The sequence below is a fragment of the Psychrobacter sp. APC 3426 genome, assembly GCF_030408035.1.
Taxonomy (GTDB): domain Bacteria; phylum Pseudomonadota; class Gammaproteobacteria; order Pseudomonadales; family Moraxellaceae; genus Psychrobacter.
On sequence record NZ_JASDCF010000004.1, the window covers coordinates 14,372 to 33,196 of the forward strand.

Below are 18,825 nucleotides of genomic sequence, written 5' to 3' on the forward strand. Positions count from 1 at the left end.
ATAGTAGCAGTTTGATATCCGTACCTTTTATCAAAGGCTGTTTATTGAATGCGTTTCATTGAGTGCCGAAACGGGTACTGCAACTAAAGCCTGTTTCAAACCAACCATCACTAAGCCATGCTCTCAATTGCATTGCGGCAACACAGTGCTCCGTAAATAAATTTTATCACGAGAGTCACCAACTATAGTCAGTGAAAAGTAATATCGATACATTACGCGCTGCTGATATCAGTTTTTCTTGCTTGCTGTGCCTGCGCAGACAGAGGCTACAAAAAATTGATATCAGCAATACCGTAGCGTTTTTAAGATATTTTGACTATATATCGCTGTGCAGTGAAATTGTTATGAATGGCAGTTGATGCCTTGCAACCTTTCTGCTTATTTGTCAAACTAACCTTGAGTGTCACACATTATGGAAGATGACTCTTATTGCCTGTACAGGTGCCATCATTGATGGTTGGTGCAGGTCATAATAATTAAAAAAGGACGAACATTATGACGCAAAAATCATTTCCGGTTCCCGCTGAATTCCTCGCAGCTGCCAATACCACCGCTGAAAAATACCGCGAAGACTACGAAAAGTCTATCGAATCGCCTGAGGCCACAGATGCCTTTTGGGCAGAACGTGCCGAGCTGATTGATTGGATAAAAAAACCCACCAAAATCAGTGATGTGAATTATGATTTGGATGACTTTCGTATCAAGTGGTTTGAAGACGGTCAGCTGAATATCTCTGTCAATTGTCTTGATAGACACCTTAAAAACAATCCTTATAAGCCCGCCATTATTTGGGAAGGCGACCATCCCTCCTTGCATAAAATCATCTCATTTAAAGAGCTGCATGAAGCGGTCTGTCGCCTAGGTAATGCACTGCGTAAACTGGGCGTCGAAAAAGGCGATCGCGTGACCCTATATATGCCGATGATACCTGAGGCGATGATAGCGATGTTGGCCTGTACCCGCATTGGCGCTGTGCATTCGGTGGTCTTTGGCGGGTTTTCTGCTGAGAGTTTGGGCAACCGTCTGATAGACAGCCGCTCAAAAGTGGTCATTACCGCTGATGAAGGTCTGCGTGGCAACAAACACACGCCGCTCAAAGCCAATGTCGATCGGGCGCTAGATATGGATGGTACCGACAGCGTGACCAATGTCGTGGTTGTCCATCGTACTGGCAACTCTGTACCGATGAGTGGTCGCCGTGATATTTGGTATCACAACTTGGTTGACGGTGAGTCAGAGCATTGTGAGCCTGAAGTCATGAATGCTGAAGACCCATTATTTCTACTATATACGTCTGGCTCAACGGGTAAGCCTAAAGGCGTGCTGCATACCACGGGCGGCTATATCACTTATGCCATCTCTACTTTCCGTGATGTCTTTGATGTCAAAGACGATGATGTTTACTGGTGTACCGCAGATGTGGGCTGGATTACCGGTCATACCTATTCGACATACGCCCCACTTGCCAATGGCACGACGACAGTGATGTTCGAAGGTGTACCAGAATATCCAACGTGGGCGCGTATCGGTCATATCATTGATAAGCATGACGTGACCATTTTATATACCGCACCGACGGCTATTCGAGCGATGATGAAAGAGGGCGATACCTTTGTTCGTGAATCGGATCGCTCTAGCCTACGTCTGCTTGGGACCGTTGGTGAGCCAATTAACCCAGAAGCGTGGGACTGGTATTATCATGTCGTCGGTGATGGCAAATGCCCAATCGTTGATACTTGGTGGCAGACCGAGACGGGTGGTATTCTCATGGCACCGATACCAGGCACGGTCGCTCCCAAGCCAGGCGCGGCAATGAATCCGCTATATGGTATCAGACCAGAAGTGGTCGATGGTGATGGTGAGATTTTAGAAGGGGCTGCCGAAGGCAACTTGGCCATCAATAGCAGTTGGCCGGGACAAATGCGCACGATTTATAATGACCATGAGCGTTTTTTAAAGACGTACTTTAGCGAGTATCCAGGGTATTACTTCACTGGTGATGGCGCGCAGCGTGACGAAGATGGACACTACTGGATTACGGGGCGAGTCGATGACGTCCTTAATGTCTCAGGCCATCGTTTAGGGACGGCTGAGATTGAAAGTGCAGTGGTTGCCCATCCAGCGACGGCTGAAGCCGCTATTGTCGGGATGCCGCATGATATTCGTGGTATGGGGGTTTGCGCCTTTATTATCCTACGCTCTGGCGAAACAGAAACAGAGTCGCTAAAAGCTGAGCTGAACCGCCACGTACGTTCTGAGATTGGCCCGATTGCTAACTTGGATGCGATTCACATCGTTGATGCCCTACCAAAAACCCGCTCAGGCAAAATCATGCGCCGTATTTTGCGCAATCTGGCGGCAGGGCAGTATGTGGGTTTGGGCGACTTGTCTACCTTGGCAGATAGCTCAGTCATCAATCAATTGGTCGAAGTGGTCAAAGCCGAGCGTGGAGATTAGGCGCAGTCATTAACTTCAATTGCTCAGTTCAGTTACTTGGTTTAGCCTTAATCTTTAAAAGTTTAATAGGCTCTAACCAATCATTTAAAAAGCCATGTTATAGCAGATAGCATGGCTTTTTTACGTAGACGATATTGATCTCAATAAGGTTTCAAGGTTCAATATTATTTAACATTTTCAGCGCAGAATTCCCCTACTTCTAAAGTAGTGGGATGAATGGGTCAGACTTTTGATATGGTACAATAGCTTCATGCCAAAACAAATCCTAAAAGCCCATAAAGTAAGATTATACCCTAATGAGGGTCAGCAAATATTCTTTGCTAAATCATTTGGCTGCACACGCTTTATTTGGAATAAAATGCTTAATGATAAGATTGAGCACTATAAAAAAACCAAGACCGAATTAAAAAATACTCCTGCTCACTATAAAAAAGAATTTGAATGGCTTAAAGAAGTCGATAGCCTGGCACTGGCTAACGTCCAGCAAAATCTTAGGGCGGCTTATAACAAATTCTTCAAAGGCTCAGGCTTCCCTAGGTTCAAGAAAAAAGGCCATCGTGACAGCTACACTACCAATAATCAAAAGGGCACAGTAGCGGTCACAAACAACACCGTCAAACTGCCTAAGATTGGTCATATCAAAGCCAAGTTTCCAGCCAAGATAAATGGTTTGATTAAGAGCGCCACGGTCAGTAAAGATCCTACAGGAAAATATTTTGTCAGCCTATTGGTTGAAACTATCGTAGAGCCGTTGCTAAAAACTCACTTAAGAATAGGCATTGATTTAGGACTGACTGACTTTATCGTCCTATCAGATGGCAGCAAAGTCGCCAATCCTACCTTTTTATCTAAGCTGCAAAACAAGTTGACGCGAGAGCAAAAAATATTAACCAAACGTAGAGAGGTTGCTAAAGCAGATCAACGCAAACTCAGTGACAGCCGCAACTACCAAAAGCAAAAACTCAAAGTCGCTAAGGTCTATGAAAAAATAACCAATATCCGAAAAGACTTTCTGCATAAGCTATCATTCACTCTCATCAAAAACCACGATGTGATTGCGATTGAGGACTTAAACGTCAAAGGCATGGTTAAGAATAGGAAGTTATCTAAAGCCATATCAGACAGCTCATGGTCAACCTTCACCACCATGCTGAACTACAAGGCTGAATGGTACGGTAAAGCGCTAATCAAGGTTGATAGATGGTATCCATCTTCTAAGACCTGCTCAGGCTGTGGTCACTTACTGACTAAGGCTGAGCTACCATTACAGGTGAGATCATGGAATTGCCCCAGCTGCCAGCAAAAGCATGATAGAGACATAAACGCCAGTATCAATATCCTAAACGAAGGACTAAGGCTGGTAACACTCAAAACCGTCGGTACGACGGGGTTAGCTTAGCCCATTTGCCTAACCGCTGATACAAAACATCGTATCAAGTATGGGTATTACCTAAGAAACCGCCACCTCTTTAGGTGGTCGGTAGTTCATATCACACTGACTCATTAAGAGTCACACAATCCTTAATAGATTCTGTTTTTTGACAGACTGTGACTTACTCCATAAGGTTTACTGCCATGACGACTGAGCATATTTTGCACCATACTGATGTAGAAGCAGCGAGTGTAGAAGTACCAAGTATCGCTATCATCGGTGGCGGTCTGACGGGATTGTTTACCGCAACTTTGTTAGAGCGCGCTTTTAGCCAAGCCAGTGATAACACCCTAATACCGCAAATGACTGTGCCGCAAATCACTATTTTTGAAAAATCTCGTAGTGTGGGTCGCTTAGCCACTCGCTATCGCACCGATGACCATACTGGCAAAAACTGGCAATGGGCATTTGGCGCACAGTTTTTTACCGCAAAAACCGCCAATTTTCAGCAGTTTATAGCCCCTTATTTAGGGTCGGGCTTGATACAGCCGTGGTGCGCGAAAGTGGTCGATTTACATTCAGCGAGCGTTAGTGGTCAATCGCCCGATATTCAGCAAAAAGAACAATGGAGCAGCACGCAGGCACGTTATATCAGCACCCCTAAAATGACCAGTTGGGGGAGAGTATTGGCCGATGAGCTTAAGCATACGACCATCAACTTTAAAACCCGCGTTGCGCCATTGGCTCACTATACTCAGCAAAGCATGAGTGAGGAAAGTCAAAAAACTGAATTATTCGACGATACAGGGCGTAGCCTTGGTCTGTTTGATTGGGTCATCTGTACCGTGCCAAATGCTCAAGCCATAGCGCTGTTGGCAAATAGTAAATTCCCTGAACCAGCAAGATTCACTGAGCCAAAGATGCTGGCGTGCTATACCTTGATGCTAGGTTGGGATAGTGTGGCGCAGTTACCTGATATATTGAGTCATGAGGTTCAACCAGTATGGGATGTGGCTTATGTAAACGGCTCCATTATCGATAGAATATTTATCGAACACCAAAAACCTAAACACGATAATCTACTGCCGAGTGTCACCATTCATGCGCGCAACGATTGGTCAGAGCAGCATGTCGATGACGATATCGAAGCCGTCAAATCACAATTATTAACGGCTGCACAGCAAGCACTAAATTGGAATGAAGGCAGCAGACCGAGTCAGATAGATTGCCACCGCTGGCGTTATGCCGCGACCGACAAGGTTTCTAACACATATTCTAATCATGACGCTAGTGAAGGTTCTAATAAAGAGACTGGAATATTGGTTGATAACCAACAGCAATGGATTGTCAGCGGTGATTGGTGCGCACAAGGCAATATCGAAAGCTGCTACCAAATGGCACAGCAGACGGTCGCCGTAATCTGTCAGGCCACTTAACTATTTAGCGGTAGATATCTAAAAGTCTTGATGGCAATAACAGGGAGATAAGCGATGTTTGGATTTGATATAGATTTAGACCTCATGCAATACCACTTTTTTCAGTTGGGCATTGCTTTTATTCTCTCTCTGCCTATCGCGCTGAACCGCGAGATGAAGGACAATGGCGCAGGTCTTAGAACCTTTCCGCTCGTAACGATTGCCTCTTGTGCTTTTATGTTGGTCGGTAGGGATATCTATGAGTCTGCAGGTGAAGCGAGAATCATGTATGCCATTATCACGGGCATGGGTTTTATCGGCGGTGGGGCAATTTTTAAAAATGAGATGGGTTCAAAAGGCACGGCGACGGCAGCCAGTCTTTGGAACACCGGCGCTATTGGTATTTCGGTGGCGTACGGTCGTTATGAGATTGCCATTATATTGTCTGCGGTCGGCTTTTTAATCCTACAATTCTCAGAACCCTTCAAAAAGGTTGGCAAGGATAAGGATAACAACTAGAGCGTAAGGATTGAACAGTAGCGCTATCGATTAATTCTGAGCAAAAAAAAGCCCACAGAGGAGGTGCCGTGGGCTGAGGAAAACTGATCTTGTAGCCTGCATTACTAGGGCTACAGAGGCAGTGGTTGTGACTTGTTATTATTATGAGTTTGCGTACTGCTGCTTAATTTCTGATGTTACTTACTAAGATTAGGGTCATAGTAGGTAATTCAATAGACATATATATTTGCTTACATATTTAAGTGTACAAGTGTTTCTTTATTAAAGTCGCTATCATAACGCAATTAATTGCTATTTGGCTAATTTGGTTACATGACATTACGTTATTCAGCTTTAGCGGGATTGGAGAAGGTTCTATCTTTATGAGATTGCCAATAAGTAGGCCGTTATTATCGGTTTTACGACTGGCCTTGCTTAGGGTTTTGCAGTATTTGTAAGTATATAAAAGCTATTGATTGGCATAAAGATTACCAATAACTGAATAGCCAAATAGATGGCATGACGACTTGCTCGAAAAATGCTAAGCTAGCTGCCATTATTATGTCTATATTAAACTGGGTTTGCCATGACTGAGAGTACGCATTTGCATACGCAGGAACCGTCGAGTACGCAAAATACCAAAAGTATTTTTAACTTGCCCAACAACCTAACGATTGCGCGTATCTTGATGATTCCGCTGTTCGTCGCGATTGCCTATTGGCCACCTGCGATGGGGATTGGCATGCCCGCTATCTCAGACAACGTGATTGCCAAGGTTGGAATGAGTGAGTTTAGCGATAGCCTATTGCGCCACTTATTATTAACGGGTGTTTTTATCGTTGCGGCGATTACCGATTGGCTTGATGGTTATTTTGCCCGCAAGCTCAATGTCACCTCAGCTTTTGGGCGGTTTTTAGATCCCGTCGCTGATAAACTCATGGTCGCAGCAGCACTGATTATTTTGGTGCAATGGCATCCCAATATCATCATGGCAATTGCTGCAATTGTGATTATCTCGCGTGAGATTGCCGTATCGGCACTGCGTGAATGGATGGCTGAGCTGGGCAAAAGTACCAGTGTGGCGGTGTCTTATGTTGGCAAATTAAAAACCACCTTTCAGATGGTTGCCATCACGGTATTATTATTGAACTGGGAATCGCTTGAAACCATTGGCTATGTGTTAATGGTAGCAGCGGTGATTTTGACCTTATGGTCGATGATGATTTATCTCAGAGCCGCTTGGCCATACTTAAAGCAAAGCGGTTAAATTGATAGCCTTTATATGCAAAACATAAAAGGTCGCCTCAAATTGAGACACAAAAAAACGCCAGTCGCATCAGCCACTGGTGTTTTTGTTTTTGCTACTTATAATTCAGATAGTTTATAGCGTCACTGAGTTGTTTTCGCCCAAGTTGGTCGCTTTTTTGCCATCCATTACCGCGGCAGTGGTCATCTTAAACATGTTAACGACTGAGCTACCACTTAGCCAGTATTCAGCCCCGTGAGGCATGACTTTGATTAGCTGTACATTTGGGTCTTCTTTACCTTGCTCATAAAAAGCATTATAAACTGGCGACCATAGCTCATCTAACTTCTCTTTGTCTTCAACCAGCTCGGCTTTACCGTTGATTGAGACATAGTTTTTGGCATCTTGACTGACATAAGCCAAGTTCACTTGGGGATTTCTCTCGATATCTTTGACAGTTTCTGTGGTTTTATCACCGATAAACCAAATCTCTTTTGCACCCAAACTGGTTTCGCTAGTGGTCATTGGGCAGGCATGCAAATGGTCTTCATGGGTACGAGTGGTCATCATGGCGAATTTAACGTCTTTTACCAACTCTTGAACTTTATCGATGTGGTCTTGTCTACTCATAATAAGTGTCCTTTTTCATTATAGTGATTGAGTTTATGCTCATTGATTATTGTTATTGACTCAGTTTTTATTTCATTAAATCTCTAGTTTAGACGAGTGAGCATTTAACTCGCCGGCAACTGATATCTAGAGTAACGATTAGCCGTAGGCAATTTATATAGGTTGCCCGTAATGCGATGTGAGTGTTTGTAAGGACTATAAGGGTTGCGTAAAAATTGTGACACTAAGTGCCAAGTTTTTCTATTATAAAAAGCGATTGTGTAATGTCTGCAATTTGATAAGCAGGACTAAAAGGGTTGTTAGCAAGGCAATTGTAAGGGTAGTTAAAAACGCTGCTTAAAACGTGACTTAAAATAACTCAGAACAGTTATCTAGTAACTGCTATTTATAGCTATTGTTAGCTTGATAACTGACTGATTAACTAAGTAACTAACTGTACTTTTCAGCAATTTATTTGGTTTTGACCTGCTTATTATGGGGCTTCTTGTTATAATACGCGGACCATTTACTTTGCATGGCAGAGATGCCTTGATCTTACGGATTATGCCTTTATGATGACCATCGCCGGACAACCGTTTCTTACCGATTTTCAGACGCAGCAACTCATCAGTCAGTTTCAGCAAAAAACCGAGCTAAATGTCAGCCACATCCATACTCAGCAAGTTTATGTGCTATCACGAGAACTAAAAGGTGATGAGCATAAAAAAGCGCTGGACTTATTTGGTATTAAAGAAGAGACCCAGCTTGCCGCCCCGCAAGACAACCAATTACAAGTGATAGTGAGCCCGCGTTTTGGTACGATTTCGCCGTGGGCAAGTAAAGCGACCGATATTTTTAATAACTGTGACATTAAGATTAACCGTGTCGAGCGCGTCATTGTTTATACCCTAACTGTTGATGAAAAAGCAGACGGCAAAGTAGGTGCTACGCTACCTAAAGCCGCTGAGCAATTATTGTTTGATCGCATGACCCAAAGCTTGGTTTATAATTTAAACGATGTGAATAAATTGTTCGATGATGAGCAGCCAGCATCACTCAATCATATCGACGTGATTGGTCAAGGTCAGTCAGCATTAGAATCGGCCAATACAGAATTTGGTTTTGCGCTATCGAGCGAAGACATTGATTATCTGATGAATGCGTACGTCAATGAGCTCAAGCGTAATCCAACCGACGTTGAGCTAATGATGTTTGCTCAGGCCAACTCAGAGCATTGCCGTCATAAGATTTTCAACGCTGCGTGGACGGTGGATGGTGCAGTACAGCCAAAGTCACTGTTCCAAATGATTAAGAATACTTATAAAGCCAACCCACAAGGTATCTTGTCGGCTTATAAAGACAACGCTGCGGTAATGGCTGGGGCAGAGGGGATGCGTTTTTACTCCATTCCTACCGACGCTCAAAACCCTAATTCTGCCCATCCTTACGATTTCCATCAAGAAGAAATCGATATCTTAATGAAAGTCGAAACTCATAACCATCCAACTGCGATTGCCCCTTATGCCGGTGCGGCGACAGGTGCGGGCGGTGAGATTCGTGATGAAGGCGCAACGGGTCGTGGCGGTAAGCCCAAAGCAGGTCTCACAGGTTTTCATGTGTCACATTTACATATTCCAGAGCTTGCTGAGAAGTGGGAGCAGTCAGGTCAATTAAGTACGCAGGATTATGGTACGCCGGATCGTATGGCCACTAGCCTTGAGATTATGACGGAAGCGCCATTAGGGTCAGCTAACTTCTCTAACGAGTTTGGTCGTCCAAACCTATGCGGTTATTTCCGCAGTTTCCAATTGGATACTTCAGCGGCAAAAGACGGTAGCCAAATGCGCGGCTATCATAAGCCAATCATGCTGGCAGGCGGTTACGGCAATATCAAACGTAACTTGATTGAAAAAAATGCCATTCAGCAAGGTGATCTATTAATCGTCCTTGGTGGCCCTGCGATGCAGATTGGCCTTGGTGGCGGTGCGGCTTCTTCTGTTGATAGTGGCTCACTTGATGAAGGCTTAGACTTTGCTTCTGTACAGCGTGACAATGCTGAGATGGAGCGTCGCTGTCAAGAAGTCCTCGATCGCTGCTGGGCCCTCGCTGGTAATGGAAAGTCTGGTAACGATATCGATGCAAGTAATAACAGTAAAGACGGCAACCCAATCGTCTCATTACATGACGTCGGTGCAGGCGGTCTATCGAATGCCATGCCAGAGTTGGTCAATGACCATGAAATGGGCGCGGTGCTAAATCTACGTAAAATCCCGTCGTTAGAAGCGGGCATGTCGCCAATGGCTATCTGGTCAAACGAAGCGCAAGAGCGTTACGTATTGGCGATTCGTCCTGAGAGCAAAGAGCAGTTCGATGCCATCTGTGCGCGTGAGCGTTGTCCGTATGCCATCTTAGGCGAAGCTACTGAAGTACGTCAGCTTGTCGTTAATGATGAATTACTGCCTGAGCAGCCAGTTGATATGCCGATGCAAGTATTGCTCGGTGGTACGCCGCAGATGCAGCGTAGCTTTGATCGTCAGGAAAGTACCTTGCCAGCATTAGAGTTAGGTGAAGTCAATCTAGCCGAATCAATCAAAGACGTGCTACGTCATCCAACTGTCGCGAGTAAATCATTTTTGATTAGCATTGGTGACCGCTCGATTACGGGTATGGTCGTGCGTGATCAGTATGTTGGTCGCTATCAAGTGCCAGTGTCAGATTGCGCAGTTACTGCGTCAGGTTTGATTGCGTTAGATGGTCAGCCAATGAGCGGTGAGGCGATGAGTGTCGGTGAACGTACGCCAGTTGCTTTGATTAATCCAAAAGCCTCGGCTCGTCTCGCGGTTGGTGAGGCAATCACTAACATCGCAGGTGCACGTATTACTCAGATATCTGATATTACTATGTCAGCGAACTGGATGGCAGCATGCGGTGAAGATGTAGAAGACGCTGCATTATTTGACGCGGTGCATACTGTTGGCGAAGAATTATGCCCAGCATTAGGTATTGCTATTCCAGTCGGTAAAGATTCGCTATCGATGCGTGCCAACTGGACAGATAGCGATGAAAATGGTAACGCAGACAAATCAGTTGTTTCACCAATGAGTCTAGTCATTACTGCTTTTGCGCCAGTCGTCGATGTAGCAAAAACCCTAACTCCTGAGCTAATCAATGGCGATAGCGCCTTCTACCGTATCGACTTATCCAAAGGTCAACTCCGTCTAGGCGGCTCAATCCTCGCGCAAACGCTCAGCCAGTTAGGTAACGACTGCCCAGATTTAGCGCAGCCAAGCGACTTAATCGACTTCTTTAACTTTATCCAAGCGGGTAACGCGCAAGGCGTCATCAGCGCCTATCACGATATCGGTGATGGTGGACTACTCGCGACTATCGCTGAGATGCAATTCACCAGCCGTCAAGGTATCAAGCTGTCATTAACTGATGATAATTTGCTCGGTCAATTATTCAGTGAAGAGCTGGGTGCAGTTATTCAAGTATTACCAGAAAACGTCGCCGCGTTAATGCAATTGGCAGAAGAGTTTAACGTCAGCGACATGATGAGCCTCGTTGGTCAAAGTAGCGAAGAAGACAGCCTCATTATCCAGACGCCGCTGCATATTGGTGATGCTACGCTACGCTTTAGCCGTAGCGAATTACAACAAGAATGGAGTCAGGTCAGCTATCAAATCGCGCGTCGTCGTGACAACCCAGCGTGCGTACAGCAAGAATATGACTTGATTGCTGATGCTAGCCACCAAGGTCTTATCGCTGCGCCAAACTTTGATTTGAACCAAAAAGTCGAAGAACCATATTTAACTAGCCGTGAAGAAAAACCAAGAGTTGCTATCCTACGTGAGCAAGGCGTCAACGGTCAGTCAGAAATGGCAGCAGGCTTTACTCAAGCAGGCTTTGAAGCGGTAGACGTACATATGAGCGACCTGCTAGAAGGTCGTATCAATCTACGTGACTTCGACGGTCTGGTCGCTTGTGGTGGCTTTAGTTATGGTGATGTCCTCGGCGCAGGCTCGGGCTGGGCAAACTCTATCTTGTTCCATGACGAGTTGCGCATGCAGTTCGTGCGCTTCTTTGCCCGTCCGGATACCTTCTCACTTGGTGTCTGTAACGGCTGTCAGATGATGGCGCAGTTAAAAGACCTCATCCCAGGCGCGGAAAACTTCCCACGCTTTATCGCCAATAAGTCCGCGCGATTTGAGGCGCGTACGGTCAACGTCAAAGTCGAGCGCACCAAGTCTATCCTGTTTAAAGGTATGCAAGACAGCATCTTGCCGATTGCGGTGGCGCACGGTGAAGGCTATGCCACGCTAAATACCACCGAGATTGACGGTATGGCAAAACACGGTCAGCTCGCCATGCGTTATGTCGATAGCCAAGGTCATCCAACTGAGACTTATCCGCTCAATCCAAACGGTTCGCTCGGCGGTGTCACGGGGCTGTGTAGCACTGACGGTCGCGTCACGCTTATGATGCCGCATCCTGAGCGTAACTTAAAATCCTATAACCATAGCTGGAAACCAGAAGCGTGGGATGAGGACGGCGCGTGGATGCGTATGTTCCGTAATGCGCGGGCTTGGTTAAGATAGGCTGGTTTGAGTAATTTTAGATAATAAAAAAGGTGGGCTTCGGCTCACCTTTTTTGTGTTTGGGATTTGGGTTTTTAAGAAGTAGGGGAGCTATTTCCCGCCTTCTGCTTGTATCTGCCAGTCTGGGCGAGGCGCTGGCTACGGTTTGGGTCGTCGCTTGCTCCGCGTCGACACCCCAAAACCTAGCCATCGCAACTCGCCCAAACCAGCAGGATACCACTACAGTCGGGGCTAGCGGTGACATCGTGTTCTTACAAATATTCGTCGTGGCTAGAGTTTACAGATTAAAAGGTCGGTAGGGTGGGTTAACGATAGCGTAATCCGCCATCGGTGTGGCAAACTAATATAAATGGTGGGTTACGTTTTACCGTCATTCTCTACGAGAATTCTGTAAAACTAACCCACCCTACACGGCTTTCCCTCTTTCTGCTCGTATCTGCCAGTGTGGGAAAGACGTTGACATTGTGTTCTTATGGATATCTATTGTGGTTCAAATTTACAGATTAAAAAATCTGTAAATACTATTTTGCGTTTTCAGTCTCAAACATCCAGGGTTATTATTGAGCAAAATAATATCTAAACGGCTAAAAAATTCATGTTTCAGTTACCTTTACTTATTCAAACAGCATTTTTTATACTTTTTACCAGTGCCACAGGGACAAGTCTCATTTCTACCAATTTTCTTATTAATTTGTGAATGCTGTTCTAACCTGAGTTGTTGTAAGCTTTTAACCTCTTCAGCTAAATACTCACTATGAGTATTACTATAAGTGAAACTTTTAAAGCCTACATTGTTATCATCTATAATAACTAAAAACCAGTTATTGATGTTTCTCTCATAAGCATACAGCTGGCATTGTTTCTTAAGTTTATCATAATCATATAGTCGCTTAGCGATGAACATCACACCAATATTTTCTTCTTCGATATAAGTATGAAAGTCTGTTCTTTGAGCTTTTCTGATCAAACTTATCTGTTTCTTTATAAAGCTTTGAGTATCACAGTTTAAGCCTAGTAGAAACTTGGTTAACTCAGTAAAACCAGATTCGTTGATACTTTCAATTTCTTTTACTAAAAATTTTATGTTATCTTTACATTCATCATAAAAAGCAGGTTTGACTTGTTCTTCTTTTAAAGTTCCCTCTTTCCAGTAATAGTATAAATCAATGTTTCTTGAGTAAGAACTGTCAATTGAAAGCATGAAGTTTTCACTAGGAAAATTAATATCTTCAAAATATAGACCTTCTTTCAGGAAGTATCCAAAGATATCTAGCTCCTCTGCCATCTTTATTTGAGGATAATCATTATATTTAATTCTTCTATCTAAATACAGTAAAAATTCACTAGGCGAGTCAATAATATCAGCAATAATCCTTAAATCGTTCAGATATATCGACCAAATCCATTCATTGTTTTGAATAAATCCAAATTCTTGAAGAGAACTTAGATCACTTGAAAGGTGATTCAAGGGTTCTAAAGTAGTATTAATTAGATAAATATTATTTATACTCGCGTTATCTATAGTTAAAACTATTTTTTTGCTTTTGTCTCTAAAATTAGCCAGTTTATTTGAAAGAATATACTGTTTAGCTCTAATTGCTTGTTGGTAAGCTTTTTCAACAATATCTTTAGTATTTCTTTTAATTCTATCTACATTACCTTGCTGTGCTTCTAAGGTAAATTTATTACTTTTTGATTCAATAATAAAGAGATTGCTATCGTAAATGATAATTCCATCTACCTCGTCATCAATACCATATTTCAAGTTCTCATACACCTGACAATCTGGCATTATCTCTTCGAATAATTTTAGAGATTTGCTTTCTAAATACTCACCCTTTAATTTATAGTATCTTTTCTGCTGTTTTTGAGGAGGGATAATAGTTAATAAGATATTTTCAATTAACTTATGTAAGCAATTGTAGACTGAAGCTAAGTTAAAACAGTAGTATTTATCATTTATACGAATAAAAGGATTATCGTAGATAAGAGAGTTATTAGTAGGGAAATATTCTATTATACCCTTCTTGAAACTAGTGTTGTCTCCTAATTCAATACTGAGCATTTGTAATACATTCTCAGGTAGACCTGTGTTCTTAATTTCAAACAGTGAGTCGTTAAATGATATTCCAGTTTTATCATAAATTTGCTGAAGCTTTTCATTTGTTTCTGATACTGAGGCAGATTCTCTGTATGTGTCAAAGGCTTGAGCTAGCTCCTCACCGTTCAAATGGCTTAGATTTTCGATAAAATTCCGATGTGCAGTTTTCATTTCATCAAAATAAAGCTTTTGAGTTTCTAAAATTGTTAAGGGGTTATTAGCAATGTTAACAAGTCCGTCGATTAATTTATTAGCAGTGAGACCATACTCATCTAGTAATATTGAATCGAATTTTGAGAATAACTCCTTGCATAGTTGAACCTTATGTTCGGAAAAAGAATCCCCTCTAACAATCATATGATGCATAGATTGAATAAATTTAGTTTGATTAGGCTCACCTTCATAGTCACTTGTTAGCATCAAATACACAATACACTTCATTTCCAGTTCTTCAAGAGATGTAGTGATTTTCTCCAAAATATCATCGCTACATTCTTGATCGTTCGACGTGCCAATTGAAGTTATGAGGCTAAGTAGATAATCTAATTTAAAGCTTCTAGATTTTTCTAAGTCTTGATCAATTGAATCGACTGATGAAAGGTTATACATGAAGCCGAAATGTTCTAAAATATGCCTAGCATTACAACTTATAATATCTATTTTTAAAGAATCAATAATCGTTTTAATTTCATCTTCTAGTATTGGAATATGTTCTTTGAGCTTTTGATAAGTTCTTCCTTCTTCATGCTGGGAGGTATGACTTTTTTTTAGTTCTTGAGCCATGTTTTCAATAATTTTTTTTAGCTCATCTTCTTTTTCAGGAAACTTGATAATCACTATATTCTCCCATAGTATTTTGTTTAATAAGTTTGGATACATTGGAGAAGTAAATCCAAGCTTACGTGATAATGATGAAGTTTTTATTTAAAATATTACTACCCAACTACTAATCCAAACCCTCCCAAGCCTCATCAATCAACTCCTTCACCCTAGCACTCTCTCTAAGCACACAAGCCTCATATTCAGAAAGCGACTCAGTCTCCTGTTGCTGCTGACTTTCCTGCTCCTCTTTAGCTTTTTCTTCTAAATACTTCTCAAGCGCTTGTTGTTCATCTTGTTGTGAATCACTCATCATTGACTCCTTATATAGTCGATACTCTTAATAGTGAAGTAGCGCGCTTATATCTATAACCGTTTAATTCCAACAAACTCTATTTTCTATTATCTGACACTGCTATCCGATTTAGCATAGCGGATAGCCTTGCGTTATTCTCTTCGATATAGTTATCACCTAGCGCGATTATCTCAGCAGGTGATTGCACAGTGTTTGGATATTCTTTCAGTCCACTTTCAATAGTCGCATTACCATTGGATACCATTTTAGGTAGGCTCTCTTTGGTCACTTCAAAATGACATTGCCAAGCTAATACCCAACTGCCACACTTTTTGTGTTTTGGCGTTTGATAGACAAAGCCTTGATTCGCCCAAGCCTCCGTTGAGGCAATAATGCTCGCGCCTTTAGGACAGTCAAAACCATCACCATGAAAGTGAAATACCGTAAAGGGCTGCTTGGGTAAATCTTGTAATAGAGGATGCGCCTGACCTGCGGGCGTCAATCGCATGGGCAACCAACCGATTTCTTTTACCCCAGACGGCTGCACGCTAGCTCCTAAACAATGGGCAATCAGCTGCGCCCCTAAGCAAACACCGATTACTGTTTTTCCAGCATCGATACTTTGATTAATCAGGCGTTTTTCAGCGATGAGCCACGGGTGTTTTTCCTCATCATGGACGCTCATCGGTCCACCCATCACAATCAGCCAATCAAGGCTGTCGGGCTCGGGCAATACATCATCATCGTAAGAACGACTGACCGTAATCGGATGGTTATGAGCGTTTGCCCACTGCTTGATAAAACTCAGGTCAGCGTAGTCCGTATGAAATAGGGTGTGAATGCGTAGCGTCATTGGATACCTTATTAAAGATGGTATTATCTTTATTTTAGAGCCTAAACTTTAATCTCAATAAAAGTCATCACGACCAGCATACTTCTTATTGAGTGCCTTTAAAATAGCATAAGTTTCTAAATCCAGCTCGCTGGTTGGATGCTGTGGTCTGAAATGTAATTGAAACGCATAAACCACATCGCGACTGGCTTTATCCCATTCATCGCTATCATTGATTTGATAACCGTAATCACGAAAGGCTTGTTTAATCTCGGGTATCGTTGGTGTCGCTAGCGGAACTTGATTGATAAAAAGTTGCTTGTCGGCTTCGTCATACCACGCGCCAATACCATATTCCTTATACAGCCGCTCCCAAGGGAACTTGGCGCCAGGATCGATTTTACGCGATGGGGCAAGGTCAGAATGACCGATAATATTCTTTGGTGAAATGTCATAGCGTTTGGCGATGTCTTGCACGAGTTGTGCGACCTTCTTAATTTGCCACTCATCGAATGCGACGAAATGCTCGTAAGGGTGATAGTCGAGCTCGCTATCTTTAAGCGCTCTCAAATATTGCGGTTTGATACCTTTATTGACAATCTCAATGCCGATAGAGGTGTCGTTTAGTATCGTTCTACCAGCAAACCCACCCGCGCCCGCATGCCAAGCACGTTCGCTTTCGGGCACCAGACTATAAATTTTATTATCGTCATGATCCAAAATCAGATAATGCGAGCTGACGTTACCGTTGGTCAATAGCTGAATGGAGCGTGCATTATCACTGACAGTATAATGCAGCACGATAGACTTGATACGTTGGCTCTTGCCAGTTGACGGGTACGAGTCGCTATCTACGATGTAGCTTTCAGTAGTAGCTACTTGAGGTTTGGGAGTCGTGACGCAGCCTATTAAAGATAAGGTTAATAGAGAAGCTACTGCGAAAGTGGTGATGTTTGTTGCCATGAAATACTCTATATGAAACAGTTGAGGTGTGATTGCTAGACGCTAGGATTATTGCACTGAATCTTTCTTTATTTTCTTTTTCAGCACCGCCTTCCAACTGTCCTCCAAACACTCAATCGCGAGCCATGGCTCAATGACTTCGGCATCAAATTTCTCTTTTGAGTTGGATAGTTGCCATAATCTCTCAAGTGTGGCGAACGGATAGGGACGCTCGATTAAATACACGGGCAAGTCGGCACCAATCATGCCATCACGCACCACTTCGAAATACCAACCCGCGATACCTTGCTTACTCACCCATGCGGCTATGTTTGGCACTTTGGTAAATTGCCCGATTTGGTCATTGATCTTGTAGCAAGGACGGCGTGGTTGCACGATGCGTAATTGCACGCTATTGCTCTTATCATAATTGCTCTCGTCAATATCGCCATACTGCCCACCATATTCAAAGACGTCACCAATACAAACCGCCGACTCGTCCATCTCTGGTAAGCCATTGACCGCTTCAGTTGTCAAGTTTTCACCCAACGTCCCAATACGTACCTTTAAACCAAACTCAGCGTTAATCTTTCCATAAGTCGCCGTTGGCATCTGATGTACCGCTTTTAGTGGGCCGCCATGATGGCGTCGGTCGGCTTGTTCATCAGTGGCTAATCCCATAAAGTTGACGGTGACAGGCGCTTTGATTGGCGCTTTATCAATGGCACTCATTGCTTCACGGGCAAATGGCATGGCTTTGCCAGTACGTACACAGGTTAGGTTGGCGATATGTAGCGGCAGCTCTTGGTTAAAGTCAGCAATGTGTTTTTGGCTAAAGGATTGTATGTTCATGGGCTTTCCTAATTTATAAGGATTTATTAGGCGAATATTATTAGGCGAGGGGTTATGTTATTGCTAGGATTCCTAATGAGTATTATCTTAGCCTAATCCTGCGCCTGATTATACGGTGGCACTATTTTAAAACCAATTTGCTCAAAACTGTTTCGCTAAAAGCTTTCTGCTTAAAACCTATCCACTCAAAATGTAAACAAAAAAAGACCAGAATAAGTCTCTGGTCTTTTTGGTTTTGCCGGTTCTGTGGATTAGGTAATAAACACTATGATTTGTTTTTATTACGGCGACCAGCAGTTTTCTTTTCACGTGGCGTAGCAACCAGCTCAGCCAATTGATCAGGTGATGACCATAGACCTTCTAGGTCGTAGAACTCACGGGCTTGCGGAGTCATCATATGTACGACCACAGCACCCAAATCAATCAACGTCCAGTCAGAATCGATACCACCTTCGCGACCAAGTGGCATAAAACCCGCTAGCTTGGCTTCAGCGCCAACACTGTCAGCCATTGCACGTACGTGGCGCTTAGAGGTACCGTCAGCGATGACGATGCGTTCCATCACGTCGGTTAAATCCTCTACATTCATTACGGTAATGTTTTTCGCTTTCATATCATCTAGAGCGCTTTTTACAAGGGTTAAGCACTCTTGTAAGCGTTCGTCAGTCATGGTGTTAGTCATAAATTGTAATCTCTTGAATCGTAAATATTAAAAATAAATTGGTAAATCGTCACAGTGCATTCTCTAACGAGCCACATAGCAGATAGACAACTGGGCAAACGTCTTTT

At 43.1% G+C, this 18,825-nt stretch carries 13 protein-coding genes; 6 read left to right on the forward strand and 7 right to left on the reverse strand.

Annotated features, from left to right (window positions below):
• Nucleotides 1-495: 495 nt before the first annotated feature.
• The 5 genes from acs (at nucleotide 496) to pgsA (ending at nucleotide 7,009) form a co-directional block, all read left to right on the forward strand.
• Entirely contained in the window at nucleotides 496-2,457 is a 1,962-nt protein-coding gene (gene acs / locus QL919_RS04080; RefSeq protein WP_290188307.1) for an acetate--CoA ligase, read from the forward strand.
• Between the two features lie 250 nt (nucleotides 2,458-2,707).
• The gene (gene tnpB / locus QL919_RS04085) at nucleotides 2,708-3,856 is read left to right on the forward strand and encodes an IS200/IS605 family element RNA-guided endonuclease TnpB (RefSeq protein ID WP_290188308.1); all 1,149 of its coding nucleotides are present in this window, start codon (nucleotides 2,708-2,710) and stop codon (nucleotides 3,854-3,856) included.
• A 176-nt stretch (nucleotides 3,857-4,032) separates the two neighbouring features.
• A complete protein-coding gene (locus QL919_RS04090; RefSeq protein WP_290188309.1) occupies nucleotides 4,033-5,265 on the forward strand; it encodes an FAD-dependent oxidoreductase in 1,233 nt (410 codons plus the stop codon).
• Between the two features lie 54 nt (nucleotides 5,266-5,319).
• A complete protein-coding gene (locus QL919_RS04095) occupies nucleotides 5,320-5,763 on the forward strand; it encodes an MgtC/SapB family protein (protein ID WP_290188310.1) in 444 nt (147 codons plus the stop codon).
• A gap of 565 nt (nucleotides 5,764-6,328) precedes the next feature.
• Nucleotides 6,329-7,009 (forward strand): CDP-diacylglycerol--glycerol-3-phosphate 3-phosphatidyltransferase, encoded by a 681-nt coding sequence (pgsA, locus tag QL919_RS04100; protein ID WP_290188311.1) that lies wholly within the window; start codon nucleotides 6,329-6,331, stop codon nucleotides 7,007-7,009.
• Nucleotides 7,010-7,123: 114 nt separating this feature from the next.
• Here the strand turns inward: pgsA and QL919_RS04105 are convergent, their stop codons facing one another.
• Complete coding sequence (locus tag QL919_RS04105) at nucleotides 7,124-7,618, reverse strand: pyridoxamine 5'-phosphate oxidase family protein (RefSeq protein ID WP_290188312.1); 495 nt, start codon at nucleotides 7,616-7,618, stop codon at nucleotides 7,124-7,126.
• Between the two features lie 551 nt (nucleotides 7,619-8,169).
• Between QL919_RS04105 and purL the strand changes: the two genes are divergently transcribed.
• Nucleotides 8,170-12,195: a phosphoribosylformylglycinamidine synthase gene (gene purL / locus QL919_RS04110; protein WP_290188313.1), complete on the forward strand. Its 4,026-nt coding sequence runs from the start codon at nucleotides 8,170-8,172 to the stop codon at nucleotides 12,193-12,195.
• Between the two features lie 610 nt (nucleotides 12,196-12,805).
• On the opposite strand, the gene QL919_RS04115 is transcribed toward purL, so the two are convergent.
• The 6 genes from QL919_RS04115 to rsfS form a co-directional block, all read right to left on the reverse strand.
• Nucleotides 12,806-15,133 (reverse strand): SEC-C metal-binding domain-containing protein, encoded by a 2,328-nt coding sequence (locus QL919_RS04115; RefSeq protein WP_290188314.1) that lies wholly within the window; start codon nucleotides 15,131-15,133, stop codon nucleotides 12,806-12,808.
• Between the two features lie 109 nt (nucleotides 15,134-15,242).
• A complete protein-coding gene (locus QL919_RS04120) occupies nucleotides 15,243-15,428 on the reverse strand; it encodes a hypothetical protein (protein WP_290188315.1) in 186 nt (61 codons plus the stop codon).
• Between the two features lie 79 nt (nucleotides 15,429-15,507).
• Complete coding sequence (locus QL919_RS04125) at nucleotides 15,508-16,263, reverse strand: type 1 glutamine amidotransferase (protein ID WP_290188316.1); 756 nt, start codon at nucleotides 16,261-16,263, stop codon at nucleotides 15,508-15,510.
• A gap of 54 nt (nucleotides 16,264-16,317) precedes the next feature.
• A complete protein-coding gene (locus tag QL919_RS04130; RefSeq protein ID WP_290188317.1) occupies nucleotides 16,318-17,205 on the reverse strand; it encodes an N-acetylmuramoyl-L-alanine amidase in 888 nt (295 codons plus the stop codon).
• Nucleotides 17,206-17,253: 48 nt separating this feature from the next.
• Nucleotides 17,254-18,036, reverse strand: coding sequence for an MOSC domain-containing protein (locus QL919_RS04135; protein ID WP_290188318.1), 783 nt, complete (start codon nucleotides 18,034-18,036; stop codon nucleotides 17,254-17,256).
• Between the two features lie 265 nt (nucleotides 18,037-18,301).
• The gene (rsfS, locus tag QL919_RS04140; RefSeq protein ID WP_290188319.1) at nucleotides 18,302-18,718 is read right to left on the reverse strand and encodes a ribosome silencing factor; all 417 of its coding nucleotides are present in this window, start codon (nucleotides 18,716-18,718) and stop codon (nucleotides 18,302-18,304) included.
• Nucleotides 18,719-18,825: the final 107 nt, after the last annotated feature.